The sequence below is a fragment of the Novosphingobium terrae genome (assembly GCF_017163935.1).
GTDB classification, from domain to species: domain Bacteria; phylum Pseudomonadota; class Alphaproteobacteria; order Sphingomonadales; family Sphingomonadaceae; genus Novosphingobium; species Novosphingobium terrae.
Map to the genome: position 1 here is coordinate 926710 of NZ_JABVZR010000002.1, position 15748 is coordinate 942457.

General features: G+C 65.0%; 13 protein-coding genes. 7 read left to right on the forward strand and 6 right to left on the reverse strand.

Features of this window, described 5'->3' with window-relative positions:
* Positions 1-11: 11 nt before the first annotated feature.
* Both HGK27_RS22535 and HGK27_RS22540 read left to right on the forward strand, forming a co-directional pair.
* Complete coding sequence (locus tag HGK27_RS22535) at positions 12-377, forward strand: response regulator (protein ID WP_206245149.1); 366 nt, start codon at positions 12-14, stop codon at positions 375-377.
* A gap of 124 nt (positions 378-501) precedes the next feature.
* Positions 502-2283 (forward strand): GAF domain-containing hybrid sensor histidine kinase/response regulator, encoded by a 1782-nt coding sequence (locus HGK27_RS22540; RefSeq protein WP_206245150.1) that lies wholly within the window; start codon positions 502-504, stop codon positions 2281-2283.
* Between the two features lie 47 nt (positions 2284-2330).
* Here HGK27_RS22540 and HGK27_RS22545 read toward each other — a convergent pair whose 3' ends face one another.
* Complete coding sequence (locus HGK27_RS22545; RefSeq protein ID WP_206245151.1) at positions 2331-3440, reverse strand: aldo/keto reductase; 1110 nt, start codon at positions 3438-3440, stop codon at positions 2331-2333.
* 96 nt (positions 3441-3536) lie between these two features.
* Here HGK27_RS22545 and HGK27_RS22550 point away from each other — a divergent pair, with 96 nt between their 5' ends.
* From HGK27_RS22550 to HGK27_RS22560, 3 genes are all read left to right on the forward strand, one after another.
* Positions 3537-4427 carry a LysR substrate-binding domain-containing protein gene (locus HGK27_RS22550; RefSeq protein ID WP_206245152.1) on the forward strand — a complete coding sequence of 297 codons (891 nt, stop codon included), beginning with the start codon at positions 3537-3539 and terminating at the stop codon, positions 4425-4427.
* A gap of 177 nt (positions 4428-4604) precedes the next feature.
* Complete coding sequence (locus HGK27_RS22555; RefSeq protein ID WP_206245153.1) at positions 4605-5177, forward strand: isochorismatase family protein; 573 nt, start codon at positions 4605-4607, stop codon at positions 5175-5177.
* Positions 5174-6163 carry a GlxA family transcriptional regulator gene (locus HGK27_RS22560; RefSeq protein ID WP_241127748.1) on the forward strand — a complete coding sequence of 330 codons (990 nt, stop codon included), beginning with the start codon at positions 5174-5176 and terminating at the stop codon, positions 6161-6163. Before HGK27_RS22555 ends, HGK27_RS22560 begins: the two co-directional genes overlap by 4 nt.
* A gap of 38 nt (positions 6164-6201) precedes the next feature.
* Here the strand turns inward: HGK27_RS22560 and HGK27_RS22565 are convergent, their stop codons facing one another.
* From HGK27_RS22565 to HGK27_RS22585, 5 genes are all read right to left on the reverse strand, one after another.
* Positions 6202-6924, reverse strand: coding sequence for a DUF899 family protein (locus tag HGK27_RS22565; protein WP_206245154.1), 723 nt, complete (start codon positions 6922-6924; stop codon positions 6202-6204).
* 106 nt (positions 6925-7030) lie between these two features.
* The gene (locus HGK27_RS22570; protein WP_206245155.1) at positions 7031-8536 is read right to left on the reverse strand and encodes an alpha/beta hydrolase domain-containing protein; all 1506 of its coding nucleotides are present in this window, start codon (positions 8534-8536) and stop codon (positions 7031-7033) included.
* A 58-nt stretch (positions 8537-8594) separates the two neighbouring features.
* Positions 8595-10370, reverse strand: a complete 1776-nt coding sequence (locus tag HGK27_RS22575; RefSeq protein ID WP_241127750.1) for a CocE/NonD family hydrolase — start codon at positions 10368-10370, stop codon at positions 8595-8597.
* On the reverse strand, positions 10370-13069 hold the full coding sequence (locus tag HGK27_RS22580; protein ID WP_206245156.1) for a TonB-dependent receptor plug domain-containing protein: 2700 nt from the start codon (positions 13067-13069) through the stop codon (positions 10370-10372). Before HGK27_RS22580 ends, HGK27_RS22575 begins: the two co-directional genes overlap by 1 nt.
* Before the next feature lie 186 nt (positions 13070-13255).
* The gene (locus HGK27_RS22585) at positions 13256-13777 is read right to left on the reverse strand and encodes a MarR family winged helix-turn-helix transcriptional regulator (RefSeq protein WP_206245157.1); all 522 of its coding nucleotides are present in this window, start codon (positions 13775-13777) and stop codon (positions 13256-13258) included.
* A gap of 154 nt (positions 13778-13931) precedes the next feature.
* Between HGK27_RS22585 and HGK27_RS22590 the strand changes: the two genes are divergently transcribed.
* Entirely contained in the window at positions 13932-14441 is a 510-nt protein-coding gene (locus HGK27_RS22590) for a TRAP transporter small permease subunit (protein ID WP_206245158.1), read from the forward strand.
* Complete coding sequence (locus HGK27_RS22595; RefSeq protein ID WP_241127752.1) at positions 14438-15745, forward strand: TRAP transporter large permease; 1308 nt, start codon at positions 14438-14440, stop codon at positions 15743-15745. The genes HGK27_RS22590 and HGK27_RS22595 overlap by 4 nt, the downstream gene beginning before the upstream one ends.
* The last annotated feature ends 3 nt before the right edge of the window (positions 15746-15748 follow it).

The following is a 15748-nucleotide window of genomic DNA, read 5'->3' on the forward strand; positions in this document are numbered from 1 at the left end:
GGAGCGAGACGATGGCATCAGCCCCCCCTGTGGTCCTTGTTGTCGAGGATGAACCGATCCTGCGGATGGCAGCGGTCGAGATGGTCAAGGACAGTGGTCTGACGGCGCTGGAGGTGCCCGATGCGGAAACGGCGCTGGCCGTGCTGAAAACCCGCCCTGACATCAGGCTGGTGTTCACCGATGTGAAGATGCCCGGCAGGATCGACGGCATGCGGCTGGCCGGGCTGGTGCATGATCGCTGGCCGCTGATCGATGTGATTGTCACCTCCGGCGAACTCGCGCCCGGAGAGGTCCCTCTGCCTGCCGGCGGGGTTTTCATCCCCAAACCCTATGATCATGGCAAGCTGGTCCATCTGATGCACCGGCTGGTGGATTGATGGGCGGGATTCCATCCGTAAATGTGATGAGTATCCCCTTTCCCCGGAACCTTGCATGGCCCAGGGGATTATCGCTTTTACGGGGTACGCCAGCTGTCGCCGTGCCGGAAGGGAAACGAGCGCCATGGTCCACGCATCACACAGCACTCAGGTGCTGCCAATCACCGATCTGTCCGATAAGGACTCCGGTGAGCTTTCCGACATCGACCTGCTGCACCGGATCAGCGTGGCCCTGATCGGCGAGCAGGACCGTTTCGAACTTTATGGCAAGATCGTCGAGGCGGCGGTGACGATCACCGGCTCGCAATTCGGGACGATGCAGCTGCTGTGCCCCGCAGGCGATCCCTCCGGTCACGGCGGTGAGTTGCAGATGCTGGCACATCGCGGCCTGCCGCCCAAGGCTGTCGCCTTCTGGCAATGGGTCAGCCCGGCGGCCTACAGCAGCTGCACGCTGGCACTCAAGCTGGGGCAGCGGGCCATCATCCCCGATTTCGAGGCATGGGCCGACATTGCCGGCACGCCCGATCTGGAAGCCTTCCGCGCGGCCGGGATTCGTTCGGCCCAGACCACGCCCCTGCTCTCACGCCGGGGCAAGCTGCTGGGCATGATCTCGACCCATTGGTGCCAGCCACATCAGCCCTCGCAGCGCGATCTGCGCATGCTCGATATTGTGGCCCGGCAGGCCGCCGATCTGCTGGAACGCACGATCGCCGAGGAAGAGCTGCGCCGCCTGAACGAAACGCTGGAGGTTCGGGTCGAGGAACGCTCACGCGAGCTGCTGGCCACCGAGGATCAGCTGCGCCAGCTCCAGAAGATGGAGGCGATCGGCCAGCTGACGGGCGGCGTCGCGCATGATTTCAACAATCTGCTGACGATCATCCGCTCCTCCGCCGAACTGCTGGCCCGCCGCGAACTGCCGCGTGACAAGCAGAAGCGCTACATCGACGCCATCATGGACACCTCCGACCGGGCAGCACGGCTGACCGGCCAGCTTCTGGCTTTCGCCCGCCGTCAGGCGCTCAAGCCGGAGGTGTTCAATGCCGCGCTCAAGGTCGCCACGGTTGCCGATATGCTGCGCACGGTGGTGGGCTCGCGGATCGATCTGACCGTCGATCCGATCTGCCCGGCCTGCTGTGTCGAGGTCGATACCAGCCAGTTCGAGACCGCGCTGGTCAATCTGGCGGTCAATGCCCGCGACGCGATGAACGGGGAAGGGCGCATCACCATCGCGATCGAGGCCGCCGGATCGATCCCGGCACGCGGTGGGCGCAAACCCGCGACGGGAAACTTCGTGAGGGTTTCGGTCAGCGACAATGGCTCGGGCATGCCGCTCGACCAGATCGACCGCATCTTCGAACCTTTCTTCACCACCAAGGAGGTGGGCAAGGGCACCGGCCTCGGCCTCAGCCAGGTCTATGGCTTCATCAAGCAGTCGGGCGGCGAGATCGATGTGGACAGCCGCCTTGGCGAAGGATCGACCTTCAGCCTCTACCTGCCTCGCGCGGAAGCCACGGTGGCTCTGGGCGGCTCCTCACCGGACGAGCCGCTTGCCGCCACGCAGGCCAGCGTCCTGATCGTGGAAGACAATGCCCAGGTCGGGGAGTTTGCCTCCCATCTGCTGACAGATCTCGGCTTCATGACGCGGCGGGCCTGCAATGCCGGCGACGCGCTCGCCATCCTCGAAGAGGATCACGCCAACATCGACATCGTCTTTTCCGACGTGATCATGCCCGGCATGAACGGGGTGGAACTGGGCGGGGAAATCCGCCGCCGCTGGCCGGATCTGACCATCATCCTCACCAGCGGCTACAGCCATGTTCTGGCCGACGATACGGGGCACGGCTTCGCGCTTCTGCACAAGCCCTATTCCGTCGATGGCCTGTCCAGGGTCTTGCGCAGCGCCTGACCATGGCGGCCATCCATAGCGAACCGCTGGTTCTTGGGGCCCCGGCATCAGGCTCCGGTTGATACCCAAGGCTCCACCGTGTTCCCGCCAAAGATGCGGTCGCGCGGCAGGTCGAAGATGAAATAGGGGTTGAGCATGGGCAAGGCACCGGCAGCGTCAAGGCGCGCCTGTTGCTCGGGCGAGATCACGATATCGAGCGAGGCGATGTTCTCCTCCACCTGCTCCGCCCGGCTCGCGCCGATCAGCACGGACGACAGGCCCGGCCGGCCCGCCAGCCATGCCAGAGCAACCTGCGCCATCGGACGCCCGATCTCCGCCGCCACCGTCCTGAGCACATCCGCAATGGCAAAGTTGCCTTCGGTGAACAGCATACCGCCATAGGGATTGTCGCCGTTCAACCGGCCATCGCTGCCACCCTCAAGCGTCTGTGCCGAGCGGTTGGGCAGGCTGCCCGCAGGCCCCGCATCGGCGAGTTTCTCCCGGCCATATTTGCCGGTCAGCATCCCGGCGGCCAGCGGGCTCCACGCCACCAGCCCCAGTCCCAGCGCATTCCCCGCCGGAACGAGGTCCAGTTCAACGCCGCGATCGATCAGCGAATAGGAATATTGCAGCCCGATCGGCTGCGGCAGGCCATGCGCCCGTGCCAGCGTGGCGATCTGCGCCACATACCATGCGGGCGCATTCGAAAAGCCGTAATAGAGGATGTCCCCCCGGCGCACCGCATCGCTCAACGCCCGCAGCACCTCCTCGGGCGGCGTGGTGCGGTCCCACACATGCGTCCAGTAGAGGTCGATGAAATCGGTGCCCAGCCGCCGCAGTGATCCCTCGATCCCGTCGCGGATGTTGCGCGCGCCATTGCCCCCGGCCAGCGGCGTATCCTGACGGCGGGGAAAGCCGGATTTGGTCGCGATCACCAGCCGGTCGCGCGCGCCGCGCTCGGCCAGAAAGCGGCCCAGCATCGCCTCGCTCTCACCGCCCGAATAGACATCGGCGGTATCGAGGAAATTGCCGCCGGCCTCGACATAGGCATCGAAGATCGCGCGGGACCTTGCTTCATCGGCGCCCCATCGCCCGGCTCCGAAGGTCATGGTGCCAAGTGCAAGCGGGCTGACGACCAGCCCGGAGCGACCAAGGCTGCGGTAATTGGTGAGGCTCATTGCTGCATCTCCTGCTATATCCGCGTCAAGATAGCGGCGATGAACCCGGGCGATTAGGCCCTTTGGGCCGCAAGGGCTTGTGAAGGATATGCAGCAATGAAGCGTGGCGAGTTGGACGATCTGGCAGCCTTCGCCGCCGTGGCCCGCGCCCGCAGCTTCACCCGCGCCGCCGCCGAGCTGGGCCTCTCACCCTCGGCGCTCAGCCATGCCATGCGGGGGCTGGAGCAGCGCCTTGGCGTCCGGCTGCTGGCGCGCACCACCCGCAGCGTGGCCCCCACTCCGGCGGGAGAGCGGTTGCTGCGCTCGCTCGATCCGGCGCTGGAGGAAGTGGCACGCGGCCTTTCCGCGCTGGCCGACTGGCGCGGCGAACCATCCGGCCACCTTCGGCTGACCACCTTCTCCTCGGCGGCCCGCATGGTTCTGGCCAACAGGCTGCCGCAGTTCCTGCGCGATCACCCCGAGGTCTCTGTCGAGGTGAATGTCGACAGCCGGTTGGTCGATCTGGTCGCGGAAGGCTATGATGCCGGCATCCGGCTGGGTGACAATGTCGAGCGCGATATGGTCGCGCTCCGCGTCGGCCCGGATATGCGCACGGTGGTGGTCGGCACGCCGGGCTATTTCTCGCTCCATCCGCCTCCCACCGTCCCGGAGGAGCTGGAAAGCCATAATTGCGCCAATTACCGGCTGGTCGGCGGCGGGCTGCTGCCATGGGAGTTCACGCGGGAAGGCCGCGACATCCGCTGCCGCCTCGGCGGCCAGTTGATCGTCAATGATGAGACTGTGGCCGCTGCCACCGTCAGGGCGGGCGCGGCGCTGGGCTATATGTGGGAGAGTGACGTGGCGCAGGACATTGCCGAGGGGCGGCTGATCCAGGTGCTCGACGCTTATTGCCCCGTCAGCCCCGGCCTGTTTCTCTATTATCCCAGCCGTCAGGTGACGCCCGCGCTGCGCGCCCTCGCCGACAGGCTGAGATGGCGGGGTGAATGACGGCGCATCGCGCGCCAGGGACGATCCCCTCGGGCGATGGCCAGCTGTCAGGACAGGGCATTGGTGGCGCAAGCCATGGCGAACCAGTCAGCTTTTGGCGCGAGATGTCCGCTTCTTGTCCCTCCCGGGCATTTCGCCTTGAAACAGGGCGCCTAGGATGGTTCACCTTCACCATCCATGGAGACAGCCATGTCCGACACCGCACTGCTCGTCATCGATGCCCAGGAATCCTTTCGCCATCTCGACAGCTGGCAGGAGGACCAGCTCCCCGCCTATATCGAGCGCCAGCAAAGGCTGATCGACGGGGCCAGGGCCGCTGGCCTGCCCATCCTCCAGATCTTCCATATCACCGACGCGGGCCCATTTTCCGAAGCCTCCGGTCTGGTCGAGACCCTTGCCGACCTGAAGATCAGCCCTGACGCCATCTTCAAAAAGCGCCGCCACAGCGCGCTGGTGGCCTCGGGTCTGGATGTCTGGCTGACGGAACATGGCATCCGCCGCCTGATCGTCTCGGGCCTGCGCACGGAGCAATGCTGCGAAACCACCACGCGCCATGCCTCCGACCTTGGCTATACGGTCGATTATGTCGCCGAGGCCACGCTGACCACCCCCATCACCGACGCCACCGGCCACACTTGGAGCCCGGCGGAGCTGCGCGCCCGCACCGAAGCCGTGCTGGCCGGGCGCTTCGCGCGCATCGCCACGGTGGAAGAAGCGCTGGCCGCCGTCCGGGACAGGGTGGCGGCGTGAAACAGGCACCGCATCCTGTCGCGGTGCCGGTCTTTGTCGTGGTGCCGCCGCATGTCCTGCTGCTCGATATCGCCGGGCCGATGGAGGTGCTGCGCAAGGCCAATCTCGAACAGGACGCGGTGCGCTTTGCGGTGACCTATGTCGGCCCGCAGCCCGCCACCGACAGCTCGATCGGCCTTGGCGTGTCGGGCATTGCGCCCCTGCCCGCTCATCTTCCCGATGATGCGCTGGTGGTGGTGCCCGGCAGCGCCAACACGCCGCCCGATGACCGCGAGGCGGCCCGGCAGGGCGCGGCGATCATCGACTGGCTGAGGCAGGTGGTGCGCCCCGGCATCCGTCTGCTCTCGATCTGCGCGGGGGCGCTGATGGCGGCACGCGCGGGCCTGCTCGACGGTTATGACTGCACCACCCATCACGCCTGCACACAGGATCTGGTGCGGCTGGCCCCCCGGGCGCGGGTGCGCGAAAACCGGCTCTATGTCGAGGATCGCGACCGGCTGAGCAGCGCGGGGATCACGGCGGGCGTCGATCTGATGCTGCATGTGGTAACGCAGCTGGCCGGGCATGGCGTGGCGCTGAACATCGCGCGCTATCTGGTGGTCTATCTGCGCCGGGGCGGCGGCGATCCCCAGCTCTCACCCTGGCTGGAGGGGCGCAACCATATCCATCCGGTGATCCACCGCGTTCAGGATGCCGTTGCCGCCGATCCCGCCGCACCATGGTCCGTTGGGCGGCTGGCGGATGTGGCAGCGGCCAGCCCGCGCAATCTCTCGCGCCTGTTCAACGAGCATACCGGCATGAGCGTGGGCGATTACGTCAGCCGCATGCGCGTGGCGCTGGCCCGCGACATGCTGGCCGGATCACGGCTGGACATGGAAGGCGTGGCCGAACGCAGCGGCTTTGGCTCGGCCCGCCAGCTGCGCAGGGCATGGGGGCGTTTCCATGACCTGCCGCCCAGCCGGATGCGTGCGCAGACACAGGTCTGACGGGGCGCAAAACCCCAGCCTCACGGAGCGCCGCGATCTCAATATGACAGTCTGGGATACCAATCCGTGCCCCGCCCCTGCGGGGTCAGATCCAGCACCGACCAGAGGCTGGCAATATCGGGATAATCACGCGGGTCCTGCCCCGGGTCAGCCATCTCCCGCCGCATCTGGCTCATCCAGAACAGGCGAATGGCTGAGCCGTCTTTCCTGAAAACCACCAGAGCGGGATTTTCCGTGCCATCCTCGTTCAGCAGGCCCAGATCACGGGCATAATCATCGCCGACGGTCTGCACGAAATCGAGATGCCGCCAGCCGCGTTCCTGCGCGAAGTCATACTGCCGGGCAACCGGGGAGCGACCGAAAATCTTCAGCGCGACACGCTGTTTGATATCGGCCGCATTGCCATTCACCGCGCCAAGCCAGTTGGTGCACATCGGGCAAGGCCGCTCCCGCTGGGGGCCATACATCCAGAAATAGGCGACCAGCGTGTCGTGATCGCCGAACAGATCGGCCAGCGTGGCATCGAAGCCCTGCTCGTCCTTGAAGCGATAGGGCGCGGTGATGACGGGCCCCGGCGGCAGAGCCTGCCGCTGCTGCGCCAGCCGGGTGGCATGCCGACGCAGCTCGATTTCTTCAGCCAGCAGCCCCTTGCGGGCCTGCAGGTAATCCGGCGAGGCGCCGGGGAACGCCATTTGCATGCCCTCGGCCAGGTCCCTTGCGGGTGTCAGGCCGTCAGATGTGTCGGGCGCCTTGATCGCCATGATGATGCTCCTCTCGGCAGATCAACCCGGCGACACCCAAGCGGTTCCAGCCGCCTCCCACGGCGCCAAACTTCGGAACTTTCCGATCGAGGGCAGCCGATCTGTTTCAGCGGGCGCCGAAAGCCTGATCCGCATAGCCGCGCGCGCGCTGGCCCTCTTCCTGCGCATCGGGGGGCAGCAACCATCCCTGCGCCTGCAACCGGGCCAACCGCGCATCGAATTTGGCGAGATAGTCCGCCTTGCCGCCCGGATAGGTTTTCGCCAGCAGCGCCGGATCGACCGGCAGGCGCTTCAGATTGCGGATCGGCACCACCCCGCCGCAGGCCGAGGCAGGCGCTTCGGCATAGGTCACCAGCGGCACGTCGAGCTGCGCCACCCGCACGCCCCCCAAGGGGTTGCCGAAAGCATCGCGGACATAATCCTTGCCGTCGCTCTGAACCTGCATGCGGCTGGTGCGTGGCGGCGCCTTGCCGGTGCTGACCCATATGTCGATGTTGGCCATGGCGGCCTGCGCCACATCGCGCATCGGCACATCGGTGTCCTCCACGGTGCAGACCGGCGCCTCCTTGGCGGCGGGGTGATGGCGGGCGATCAATTGCTCCGTGGCGGGCTTGAACTGGGCGTGTGTGCCCTGATCCAGATGGCTGACCCCGCCCAGCTCATAGATGCGATGGCCGCCCTTCACCGCGTCGCTTTCGGGCGCCTGAGGAAAGACATTGGTGATCGCCTCCATGGATGAGGTCAGTTCGATCACCGGCACGTCGATCTGGCGCAGCATGTCACGGCGATGATCGACATGCGGACCGGTGGAATTCAGGGGGACATGCCCGGCCTCCACCGAACCGGCGGAAATGCCGATCAGATAGCCGTCGATCACCGGCGAGCCATCCTTGCGGCGATAGCGGTCATGAAAGCCGAAGTTGATCCAGCTGCGGATCGTGCTGCCAAGGAAAGACCAGCCCGAGACATAGACGCGCCTCACCTTCAGCCCGGCGAGCGGCCCTGTGCTGCCGGGGTCGCGCAGCAGGCTGGCGGTCTGGCCGATGATGTCCCAGCGGATGCCGTCATCCTCGGGCACGTCGAAGGCCTTGTAGCGCACCGGATCATACCAGCGCGGCAGATAGGGCGCCGAGACCGGGAATTGCGGCGAGCCCAGCTTGCGGCTCGGCGCATCGCCACCATTGATCACCACGGCATAGGCAGAGCCCGTGCGCAGCACCAGCGTATCGATCCGGCCCCATTGCGTGCCGGCAAGGCTGGGATGCTGGAAGGCGAATTGCACGATGCCGTTGAAGTTTTTGGGGTCGCGCGGGCGCACGATCACCACGCGGGTGGTGTAGGGCACGCCTGATTTCGCCACGCTGATCGGGCCGCCTTGGGAGCCCTCGGCATAGATGTTGCCAGTGCCGGAAAGGAGATACTCCTCCTGCACGTAATCGGCCTTTTTCAGCGCCTCTTCATCCGCCGAGCCGGGCAGGACGATGGGGGCGAAAATATGCGAGTTGGCGGTTTCGGGCAGTTTCTGGCCCCAATGGGCGCCTTCGGCATGGACGGGCAGCGCGCAGGCCAGCGACAGGCCTGCCAACAGAAGGCTACGTGTGAAGATCGTCATCGTCATCATCTCACGAAAAGCGGGCCGGGAAGCGTGTCGCCGCCCGGCCCGGAATGGATCACTGCGCCACCACCGGCAGGCTGACGGTGGAAGGATGCGCCTTGTCGCTGATCAGCGTGATCGTCCGGGGCTGAGCCTGAGGATCACGCGCCCGCTCGCGATGGTCCGAACCGGTGAAGGTGAACTGCACCTTGTGGCCCGGCAGGAAAACGTAAGAGGTGGGCATGATGTCGAACTGCAGACGCGTTGGCTCATTGGGTGTGAGAGGCTGCGCATCCTCGGCATAGGCGCGGTGCCAGGGGATGCCGGGCAGCGCCCAGGGCGCCTTGTCCAGCTTGCGCAAGGACGCCTTCAACCGCCCTTCCGTCACCACGCGGACCTTGCCATCGGGCGCCACATCCTCGACCAGCAGGAAGAGGTTGGCGTCCTTGGTGTCGGCGGCGATCCAGACATCGGCCAGCGCATGGCCGGTGATCTCCAGCGGCTGCGCCAAGGGTTTGCCCGCGATCGAAAGCCCTTTGCCCGGCAGATGGCAGGGCTGCACCGTCGATCCCGAACCGCCCTCGGGGCAGGTCACGGTGTAATCGACCGGGAAGGCCTGATGCAGCGGTTTGGCAGGCGCCGTGCCCGCCAGCAGACCGGCGGGGCTGATGACATAGGGCGTCGGCTTGCTCTGCGGCAGGGGCCAGTCCTTCGCCTCGCGCCATTCGCCCTTATGATCCGCGCCCGCGTTCACCACGAAATAATGGATCGGCGCCTGAGCCTCCAAGCCCGTATCGATGCCTTTCAGATAGCGGTCGAAGAAGCGATGGATTTCCTCCACCAATGCGAAGCCGTCATTCTGGCAATGCAGCCAGTCGCCGATCAGGATGCGCGTGCCCGGGATGTTCATCCGCGCAATCAGCCCCTGATCGCGCAATTCATCGCGCCAGCCGCCCATGATGTAGAGCGGTGTACCCGAACGCCGCACCTGCTGCGCATAGGAGGACACGCTGCCCTCCTGCCAGAAGGTGGACTGCACCGAAGGCGCCCAGCTGTCGCGATAGGGCATGGACTTCCACAGATCGAACAGCGGCGTGGCGCGTTGATGCTCCAGCGCGGCGGCGTGGAGCAGGGTCTTGTCCTTGTCCTCATCGACCGGGGCGATGGCCATATCCTGCGCCACGGTGCGCGTGGGGCCGGTGCCCCATTGGGCAAAGATGCCGCCCCGGCGCATGGCATCATACTTGTTCCAGGAGAAGCACCCGGCAAACACCGCCTTCAGGTGAGGATTGTCCCCCGTCAACGCATGCATCGCCGCATCGCCGGTGTTCGAGCAGCCATATTGCCCCACGATGCCGTTCGACCAGTCCTGTGTGCCCAGCCAGTCGATCATTTCATAGGCATCGGCATCCTCGTTGCGCTCATGATAGCCGCGCATCGTGCCGAAGGACTGCCCATTGCCGCGCCGCGCCACCTGCACCACCACATAGCCGTAATCGGTGAGCGAGGGGATCGAGCGGAACCCCGCCGCGCGCGGACCGGTGCCATCGGCAGCCTCCTGCGTGGCGGAAAGCGTATGATGCCAGATCACCGGAAACTTGCCCGGAGCCGCCTGCCCGTTCACCGCCGGGCGCGCCACCGTCACCCCCAGCCGCGTGCCATCGCGCAGGCGGACATAGAAGGTGGCATGCACCTGCTCGGTAAACTGCTTCGGAGGCTGATAATGGCCGAAGCTGGAAGGCGCCGCCGCAGCCTGCAAGGCAGGAGCAGCGGGTTGGGCTTGCGCCTGCCCTCCGCCCATCACGGCGACCAGAGCAGCAAGGCTGGCACAAAGCTTGAGAGGCACGCGCATCAGAACGTCTTCCTTGCAGAGACAGCGATCAGACGGCCCACCGGATCGGTGGCGGTGGCATCATAGCCGCCGCCGCCATTGCTGCTGGGCGCCACATTCACATAGGGCGGGTTCACATCGAAGAGGTTGCGCACCTCCAGCCCCAGCGTGAAAGGCTTGGCCTTGTCACCCACGCGGAAGCTGAGGTTGAGGTCGATCGGCGTGTAGCTGGCCACCTTCTGCACCGGCGTGGCGGCGGTGTTGGCATAGCCGCCCAGATGGTTGGCCCGCACCATCGCGGAAAAACGCCCGATATCCCAATTCACACTAAGCCGCGCCTTGAACTGCAACGGCTGATAGATCTGGTTCAGCAGATTGAGGAAGGGCGCCGTGGGCGTCTGCTGCGAGAGATATTGGGTGAGATAGGTGCCCGCCAGATTGAAGGTGAAATTACCGATCCTGTCGGTGGGCAGCAGGTAATTGGCCGAAAAGTCGAAACCGCGCGTGATCGAGCGGCCCAGATTCTGGCTGCGCCCATCGACAAAGGTGGTGACATTGGCCGCGCTGCCCCCCGGCAAAGCGCCCGAAACCGCCATGCCGCCAGCGATATAATTGGCCACGATCTGCGAGGCCTGCGTGCCCTGCACAATCAGCCCGGTGCCATTGTACTGCGCGGCGCGCGTCAACACCGAAAGGTCAGACAGCAGCGCGATCACCTGATTCTTGTAATCGACATTCCAGTAGGTGAGCGACAGGCGCAGATTGCGCACCGGATTGTAATCCGCACCCACCGACCAGGTGCTGGCGGTTTCCGGCTTCAGCCCCGGATTGCCGCCCGACAGCGCCACACCCGTGATCGGCGCGCCGCCTGTGGGGTTCTGATAGCTCTGCACATAGAGCTGGCTGGTGTTGCCATAGATCTGCGGCAGGGTGGGCGCCCGGAAGCTGGTGCCATAGCTGCCGCGCACCGTCATCCGCTCGATGGGTGACCAGTTGACGCCGAACTTCGGATTGGTGGTGGCGCCCACATCGGAATATTTGTCGTAACGCACCGCGCCGTCCAGCTCCAGCTTGCGCAGGCCGGGGATGGCATTGGCGCCGCTGAACACCGGCACCACCAGCTCGGCATAGGCGGAATCGACGCGGCGACCCGGATTGGTCCAGCGATAGGCCACGCCCGGCACGCCATTCTGCGTGCCCAGCGACATGTTGAACTGCTGCCCTTCATAGCCCAGCGCCAGCTTCACATCGCCGCCCGGCAGATGCAGCAGCGAACCGTTGAGCCGCGCCTCGTAACCGGTGAAGCGGCCAATGGTCGGGTTGATCGAGACCTGGTTGAAAATCCCCGCCAGTGTCGCCGCAGTGGTGCGCCCCAGCCCATAGGGATCGAAGGCCGTCGCCGCATTGCTGCTGGCCAGCGCGGCGGTGAGCGCCGTGTTGTTCAGCCCCGCCGTGGAGCTTGAGATATCATAGGTGCGGCCCTTGTCGAACAGCGCCTCGAACTGCCAGCCATGCGGCAGCTTCACCTTGAGGCCCGGCGAGATCTGCCAGCTTTCCGAATGGCCCCAGCTCATGTTGCGCTGGCTGTCATTCATGAAGTTGTAGTCGATGGTGTAGCTGTTGCCGGTGAAGCCATTGGGGCGCACGAAGAAGGCGTTGGTGGAGGGCACAGTGATCGTGGCATTGGCGTAAGCGGGCAGGCGCTGGAAGGCCCGATAGGAATAGAAACCGTCGGCGGTGAAGCTCAGCCAGTCATTGATGGCGTAATCGAAGGTGCCGTTCATGCTGTCATAGCGCTGGCGCGGGATCAGATCCTGACCCTGCAAATCGTTGCAGCTGTTCGATGTGCCCGCGACCAGACTTCCGGCATTGGCCTGCGTCAATTGTCCCGGCATGGCATAGGATACACCGCCTGCCTTCAGCGTTCCGGGCGCACATTTCGTCACCGAATAATTGTTACCGCCCGAGCTGGTCTGGTTGGAGCGGAAGAAGCTGCGGTCATTGCCGTTGAGATTGCTCTTTTCGACATGCTCATAGGCCAGCGTGAATTGCCCGCCGTTGAACTTGTGGCCGAAGGCAGCGCCCAAAGTCTTTTCGGTGTAGACGCCATCATCGGAAATACCGCCGCGCGCCACCATTTCCAGACCATTGAAATTGCGGCGCGGAATGAGGTTGACCACGCCCGCCACCGCATCCGAACCATAGATGGCCGACGCGCCATCGGCCACCACCTCAACCCGTTCCACGCCCAGCGTCGGAAGGATGGACGGATCGATCGAGCGGCCATTGTTGGTCACGCGATGCCCGTCAACAATGATCAGCGTGGCATTGGGGCCAATGCCGCGCAGGTTGATCGAATTGCCATAGACGATGTTGCCCGCGCCGCCCGTCTGGCCGCGCGACCCTTCCGAAACGCCCAGATTGAAGACCTGCGGCAGATCCTGAATCGCCTGCTGCAAGGTCACGCGACCGGCTTGCGCAATATCCTTGTTGCTCATCGCCACCACCGGCGAGCCAATCGGCGCCACACCGCGCACGCGGCTGCCGGTGACGATGATGTCGGCATCGGCGTGCGTTTCAGGGGCGGCGGGCGGCGGCACGGCAGCCGGAGTCGCTGCCTGATTTTGGGCCTGATCCTGAGCATGAGCCGCCGGCGCGATCAGGGTCAGCGCCAGTGCGGAACTCATCAGGGTTGCGGCCCGAAACGCGGTTATGTTCATGATTATCCTCCCGCTTGCAATGCATGCACGCGCAGATGGACAGCACGAGGGTAAGCGGAGGCCTTACACAGGCCCCCTATGGTCATCCTCTCCCGACGGCCGCATTCAGCCTATCGGCGCTGCACTCTGCTTCTGCCGGGAAAGATGCTGATAATGGTAGAATGAGTCAACCTTATTTTTTATCACCTATTTTACAGCCTCCCCACCATCCTCCGCCACACAGACAGCATACATGCGATCAAGCAGCTCGCTCAGCAGCAGCAATTCCGCCGGAGACAGCTGATGCAAAACGGCATTTTCCGTCTCGCTGACCAGTGCGAACATCTCTTCCAGCTGCGCCTCGCCCTCAGGCGTGACATAGAGCGCATGGCGCCGCCGATCAGTAGGAGAACGCTTGCGCTCGGCCCAGCCGCGCCGCTCCATTTCATCCACCAAAGTCACCGTGACCGACTTGTCCATGGCGATTTCCCGCGACAATTCGGCCTGAGACAGCCCCGGATTCGCGGAAATCAAAGCCAGCGAGGAAAACAGGCCAGAGCGCAGTCCACGCTCCGCCGTCACCGCCGCGAAATCGCGTGAGAGCTGATTCTGCACGCGCCGCAAACGGAAGCCGACAAAATCGCCCAGCCGCCCCAGTTTAACGCCCGTGGCGCTCTCCACAACGCGGGTCTGAGCCACCCTGCCGCCACCTGCCACCTTACTGGCCATAAACCGGCTCCGGCTGCAAATTGGTTGACATCATCAATTATCTTCCTAATCTACCATCTACTGGATAGGGGTATTAGACGCCTTGACGGCCAGCCTGTCAACGCCGCCCGCCAGCACCATGCGCCGCAGAGCGCCAGAAGGGAAAGAGGACATCATGCCCCCAAGCGAGGCCGGCGATACTGCGCCCGAGCGCCCTGCTCCATCACGATGGAGCCGCATGGCGATGCTGGCCGCCTATACGCCCGGCGCGCTGGGGCTGGTTCTGGCGGCGGGCTCCGATGCGATTGCCGTGGCCGGGCGCCATATCGGCCTGCATCTGCTGGGCTCGATCGAGATCACAGAGGCGGCGATTGTGCTGCTCTCCACCTCGGCCATGCTGGTGGCCACGCTCGATTTCCATCACGCCAGCGTGCATATGCTGACGGCGCGCCTTTCGCCGGAAAACGCCGGGCGTCTGGCCCGAGTCGCCGCTTTGTTCGGCGCGCTGCTGTTTGTGCTGCTGGCGCTGGGCACGGCACGCCTCAACGCCGAACTGTGGAGCGGCTTCGAGCAGACCGAATTGCTGCATATCCCCCTGCGCTGGCTGCGCGCCCTGTGGCTGCTGACCACCATCGCCATCGCCGCCCTGTTCCTGCGCCGCGCCATCAAGGGGCCGCAGGCATGATCGCGCCCGAACTGATCGGCACTGCCGGCGTCGCGCTTCTGCTGATCCTGCTGGCAGCGGGCGTGCCCATCGGCGTCGGCCTCGCACTGGTTGGCCTTGGCGGCATGGCCGTGCTGATCTCGCCCGAGGCGGCACTGACCAAGGGCGCCGTCACCTCCTTCGACATCATGAGCAAATATGAACTCGGCGTGCTGCCGCTGTTCCTGCTGATGGCGCATATCTGCTTTGCCGCCGGGGCCAGCCGCGATTTCTTTGAAGTCGCCGCCAAATTCGTCGGCCATCGGCGTGGCGGGCTGGCTCTGGCCTCCATCGCGGGCTGCGCGGGCTTTGGCGCGATCAGCGGATCGTCGCTGGCCACCGTCGCCACGATCAGTTCGGTGGCGCTGCCCGAAATGCGCAAGGCCGGATACCAGCCCGGTTTCGCTGCGGGCGCTCTGGCTGCAGGCGGCACTTTGGGTTCGCTGGTGCCCCCTTCTGGCGCGCTGATCGTCTTCGGCATCATCGCCGAGCAATCCATCGGCAAGCTTTTTGCCGCCTCGCTGATCCCGGTGGCGACTCAGGCGATCAGCTATCTGGCGACCATCATTATCCTCTGCGCGTTCAAACCCGAACTGGCGCCCGCCATCGCCCGCGCGCCCTGGAGCGAACGCCTGCGCGCCCTCACCAAGATTGCCGACATCGCGCTGCTGATCCTGTTCGTGCTGGGCGGGCTGATGATCGGCTGGTTCACGCCCACAGAGGCCGCCTCGGTCGGCGTGGTGGCGGCTCTGGTGATCCTGACGCTGCGCGGAGCCTTCTCGCTCGGCGCACTGGCCAAGGCCGCGCAATCCACCCTGCGCACGGCGGGCATGATCTATCTGGTCATCATCGGCGCGATGCTGTTCGCCACCTTCGTCTCGATCAGCGGCATCACCGAGGCGATGTCGAACGCCGTCATCGGCCTGCATGCCAGCCCGGTGCTGGCGATCATCGCCATGGCCGCCGTGCTGCTGCTGCTGGGCAGCTTCCTCGACGGCGTGGCGCTGATGCTGCTGACCACCCCAATCTTCCTGCCCATCGCCCATACGCTCGGCTACAGCCCGATCTGGTTCGGCATCTTTCTGGTGCGCACCATGGAGCTGGGCTTTGTTCACCCGCCGCTGGGGCTCAACATCTATGTGCTTCAGGGGGTGGCCAAGGATCTGTCGCTGGGCACGATCTTTCGCGGGGTGATCCCCTTCCTCGTCGCAGATTTCCTGCATCTGGCCTGCCTGATCGCCATCCCCGCGATGGCGCTGTGGCTGCCCTCGGTGGTGGGAGCCTGAACC

What these genes read in the sequence shown, in the direction of transcription:
- HGK27_RS22535 (WP_206245149.1), top strand. Translation starts at nt 12, where the DNA reads ATGGCATCAGCCCCCCCTGTGGTCCTTGTTGTCGAGGATGAACCGATC.
- HGK27_RS22540 (WP_206245150.1), top strand. Translation starts at nt 502, where the DNA reads ATGGTCCACGCATCACACAGCACTCAGGTGCTGCCAATCACCGATCTG.
- HGK27_RS22545 (WP_206245151.1), bottom strand. Translation starts at nt 3,440, where the DNA reads ATGAGCCTCACCAATTACCGCAGCCTTGGTCGCTCCGGGCTGGTCGTC.
- HGK27_RS22550 (WP_206245152.1), top strand. Translation starts at nt 3,537, where the DNA reads ATGAAGCGTGGCGAGTTGGACGATCTGGCAGCCTTCGCCGCCGTGGCC.
- HGK27_RS22555 (WP_206245153.1), top strand. Translation starts at nt 4,605, where the DNA reads ATGGAGACAGCCATGTCCGACACCGCACTGCTCGTCATCGATGCCCAG.
- HGK27_RS22565 (WP_206245154.1), bottom strand. Translation starts at nt 6,924, where the DNA reads ATGGCGATCAAGGCGCCCGACACATCTGACGGCCTGACACCCGCAAGG.
- HGK27_RS22570 (WP_206245155.1), bottom strand. Translation starts at nt 8,536, where the DNA reads ATGACGATCTTCACACGTAGCCTTCTGTTGGCAGGCCTGTCGCTGGCC.
- HGK27_RS22575 (WP_241127750.1), bottom strand. Translation starts at nt 10,370, where the DNA reads ATGCGCGTGCCTCTCAAGCTTTGTGCCAGCCTTGCTGCTCTGGTCGCC.
- HGK27_RS22580 (WP_206245156.1), bottom strand. Translation starts at nt 13,069, where the DNA reads ATGAACATAACCGCGTTTCGGGCCGCAACCCTGATGAGTTCCGCACTG.
- HGK27_RS22585 (WP_206245157.1), bottom strand. Translation starts at nt 13,777, where the DNA reads ATGGCCAGTAAGGTGGCAGGTGGCGGCAGGGTGGCTCAGACCCGCGTT.
- HGK27_RS22590 (WP_206245158.1), top strand. Translation starts at nt 13,932, where the DNA reads ATGCCCCCAAGCGAGGCCGGCGATACTGCGCCCGAGCGCCCTGCTCCA.
- HGK27_RS22595 (WP_241127752.1), top strand. Translation starts at nt 14,438, where the DNA reads ATGATCGCGCCCGAACTGATCGGCACTGCCGGCGTCGCGCTTCTGCTG.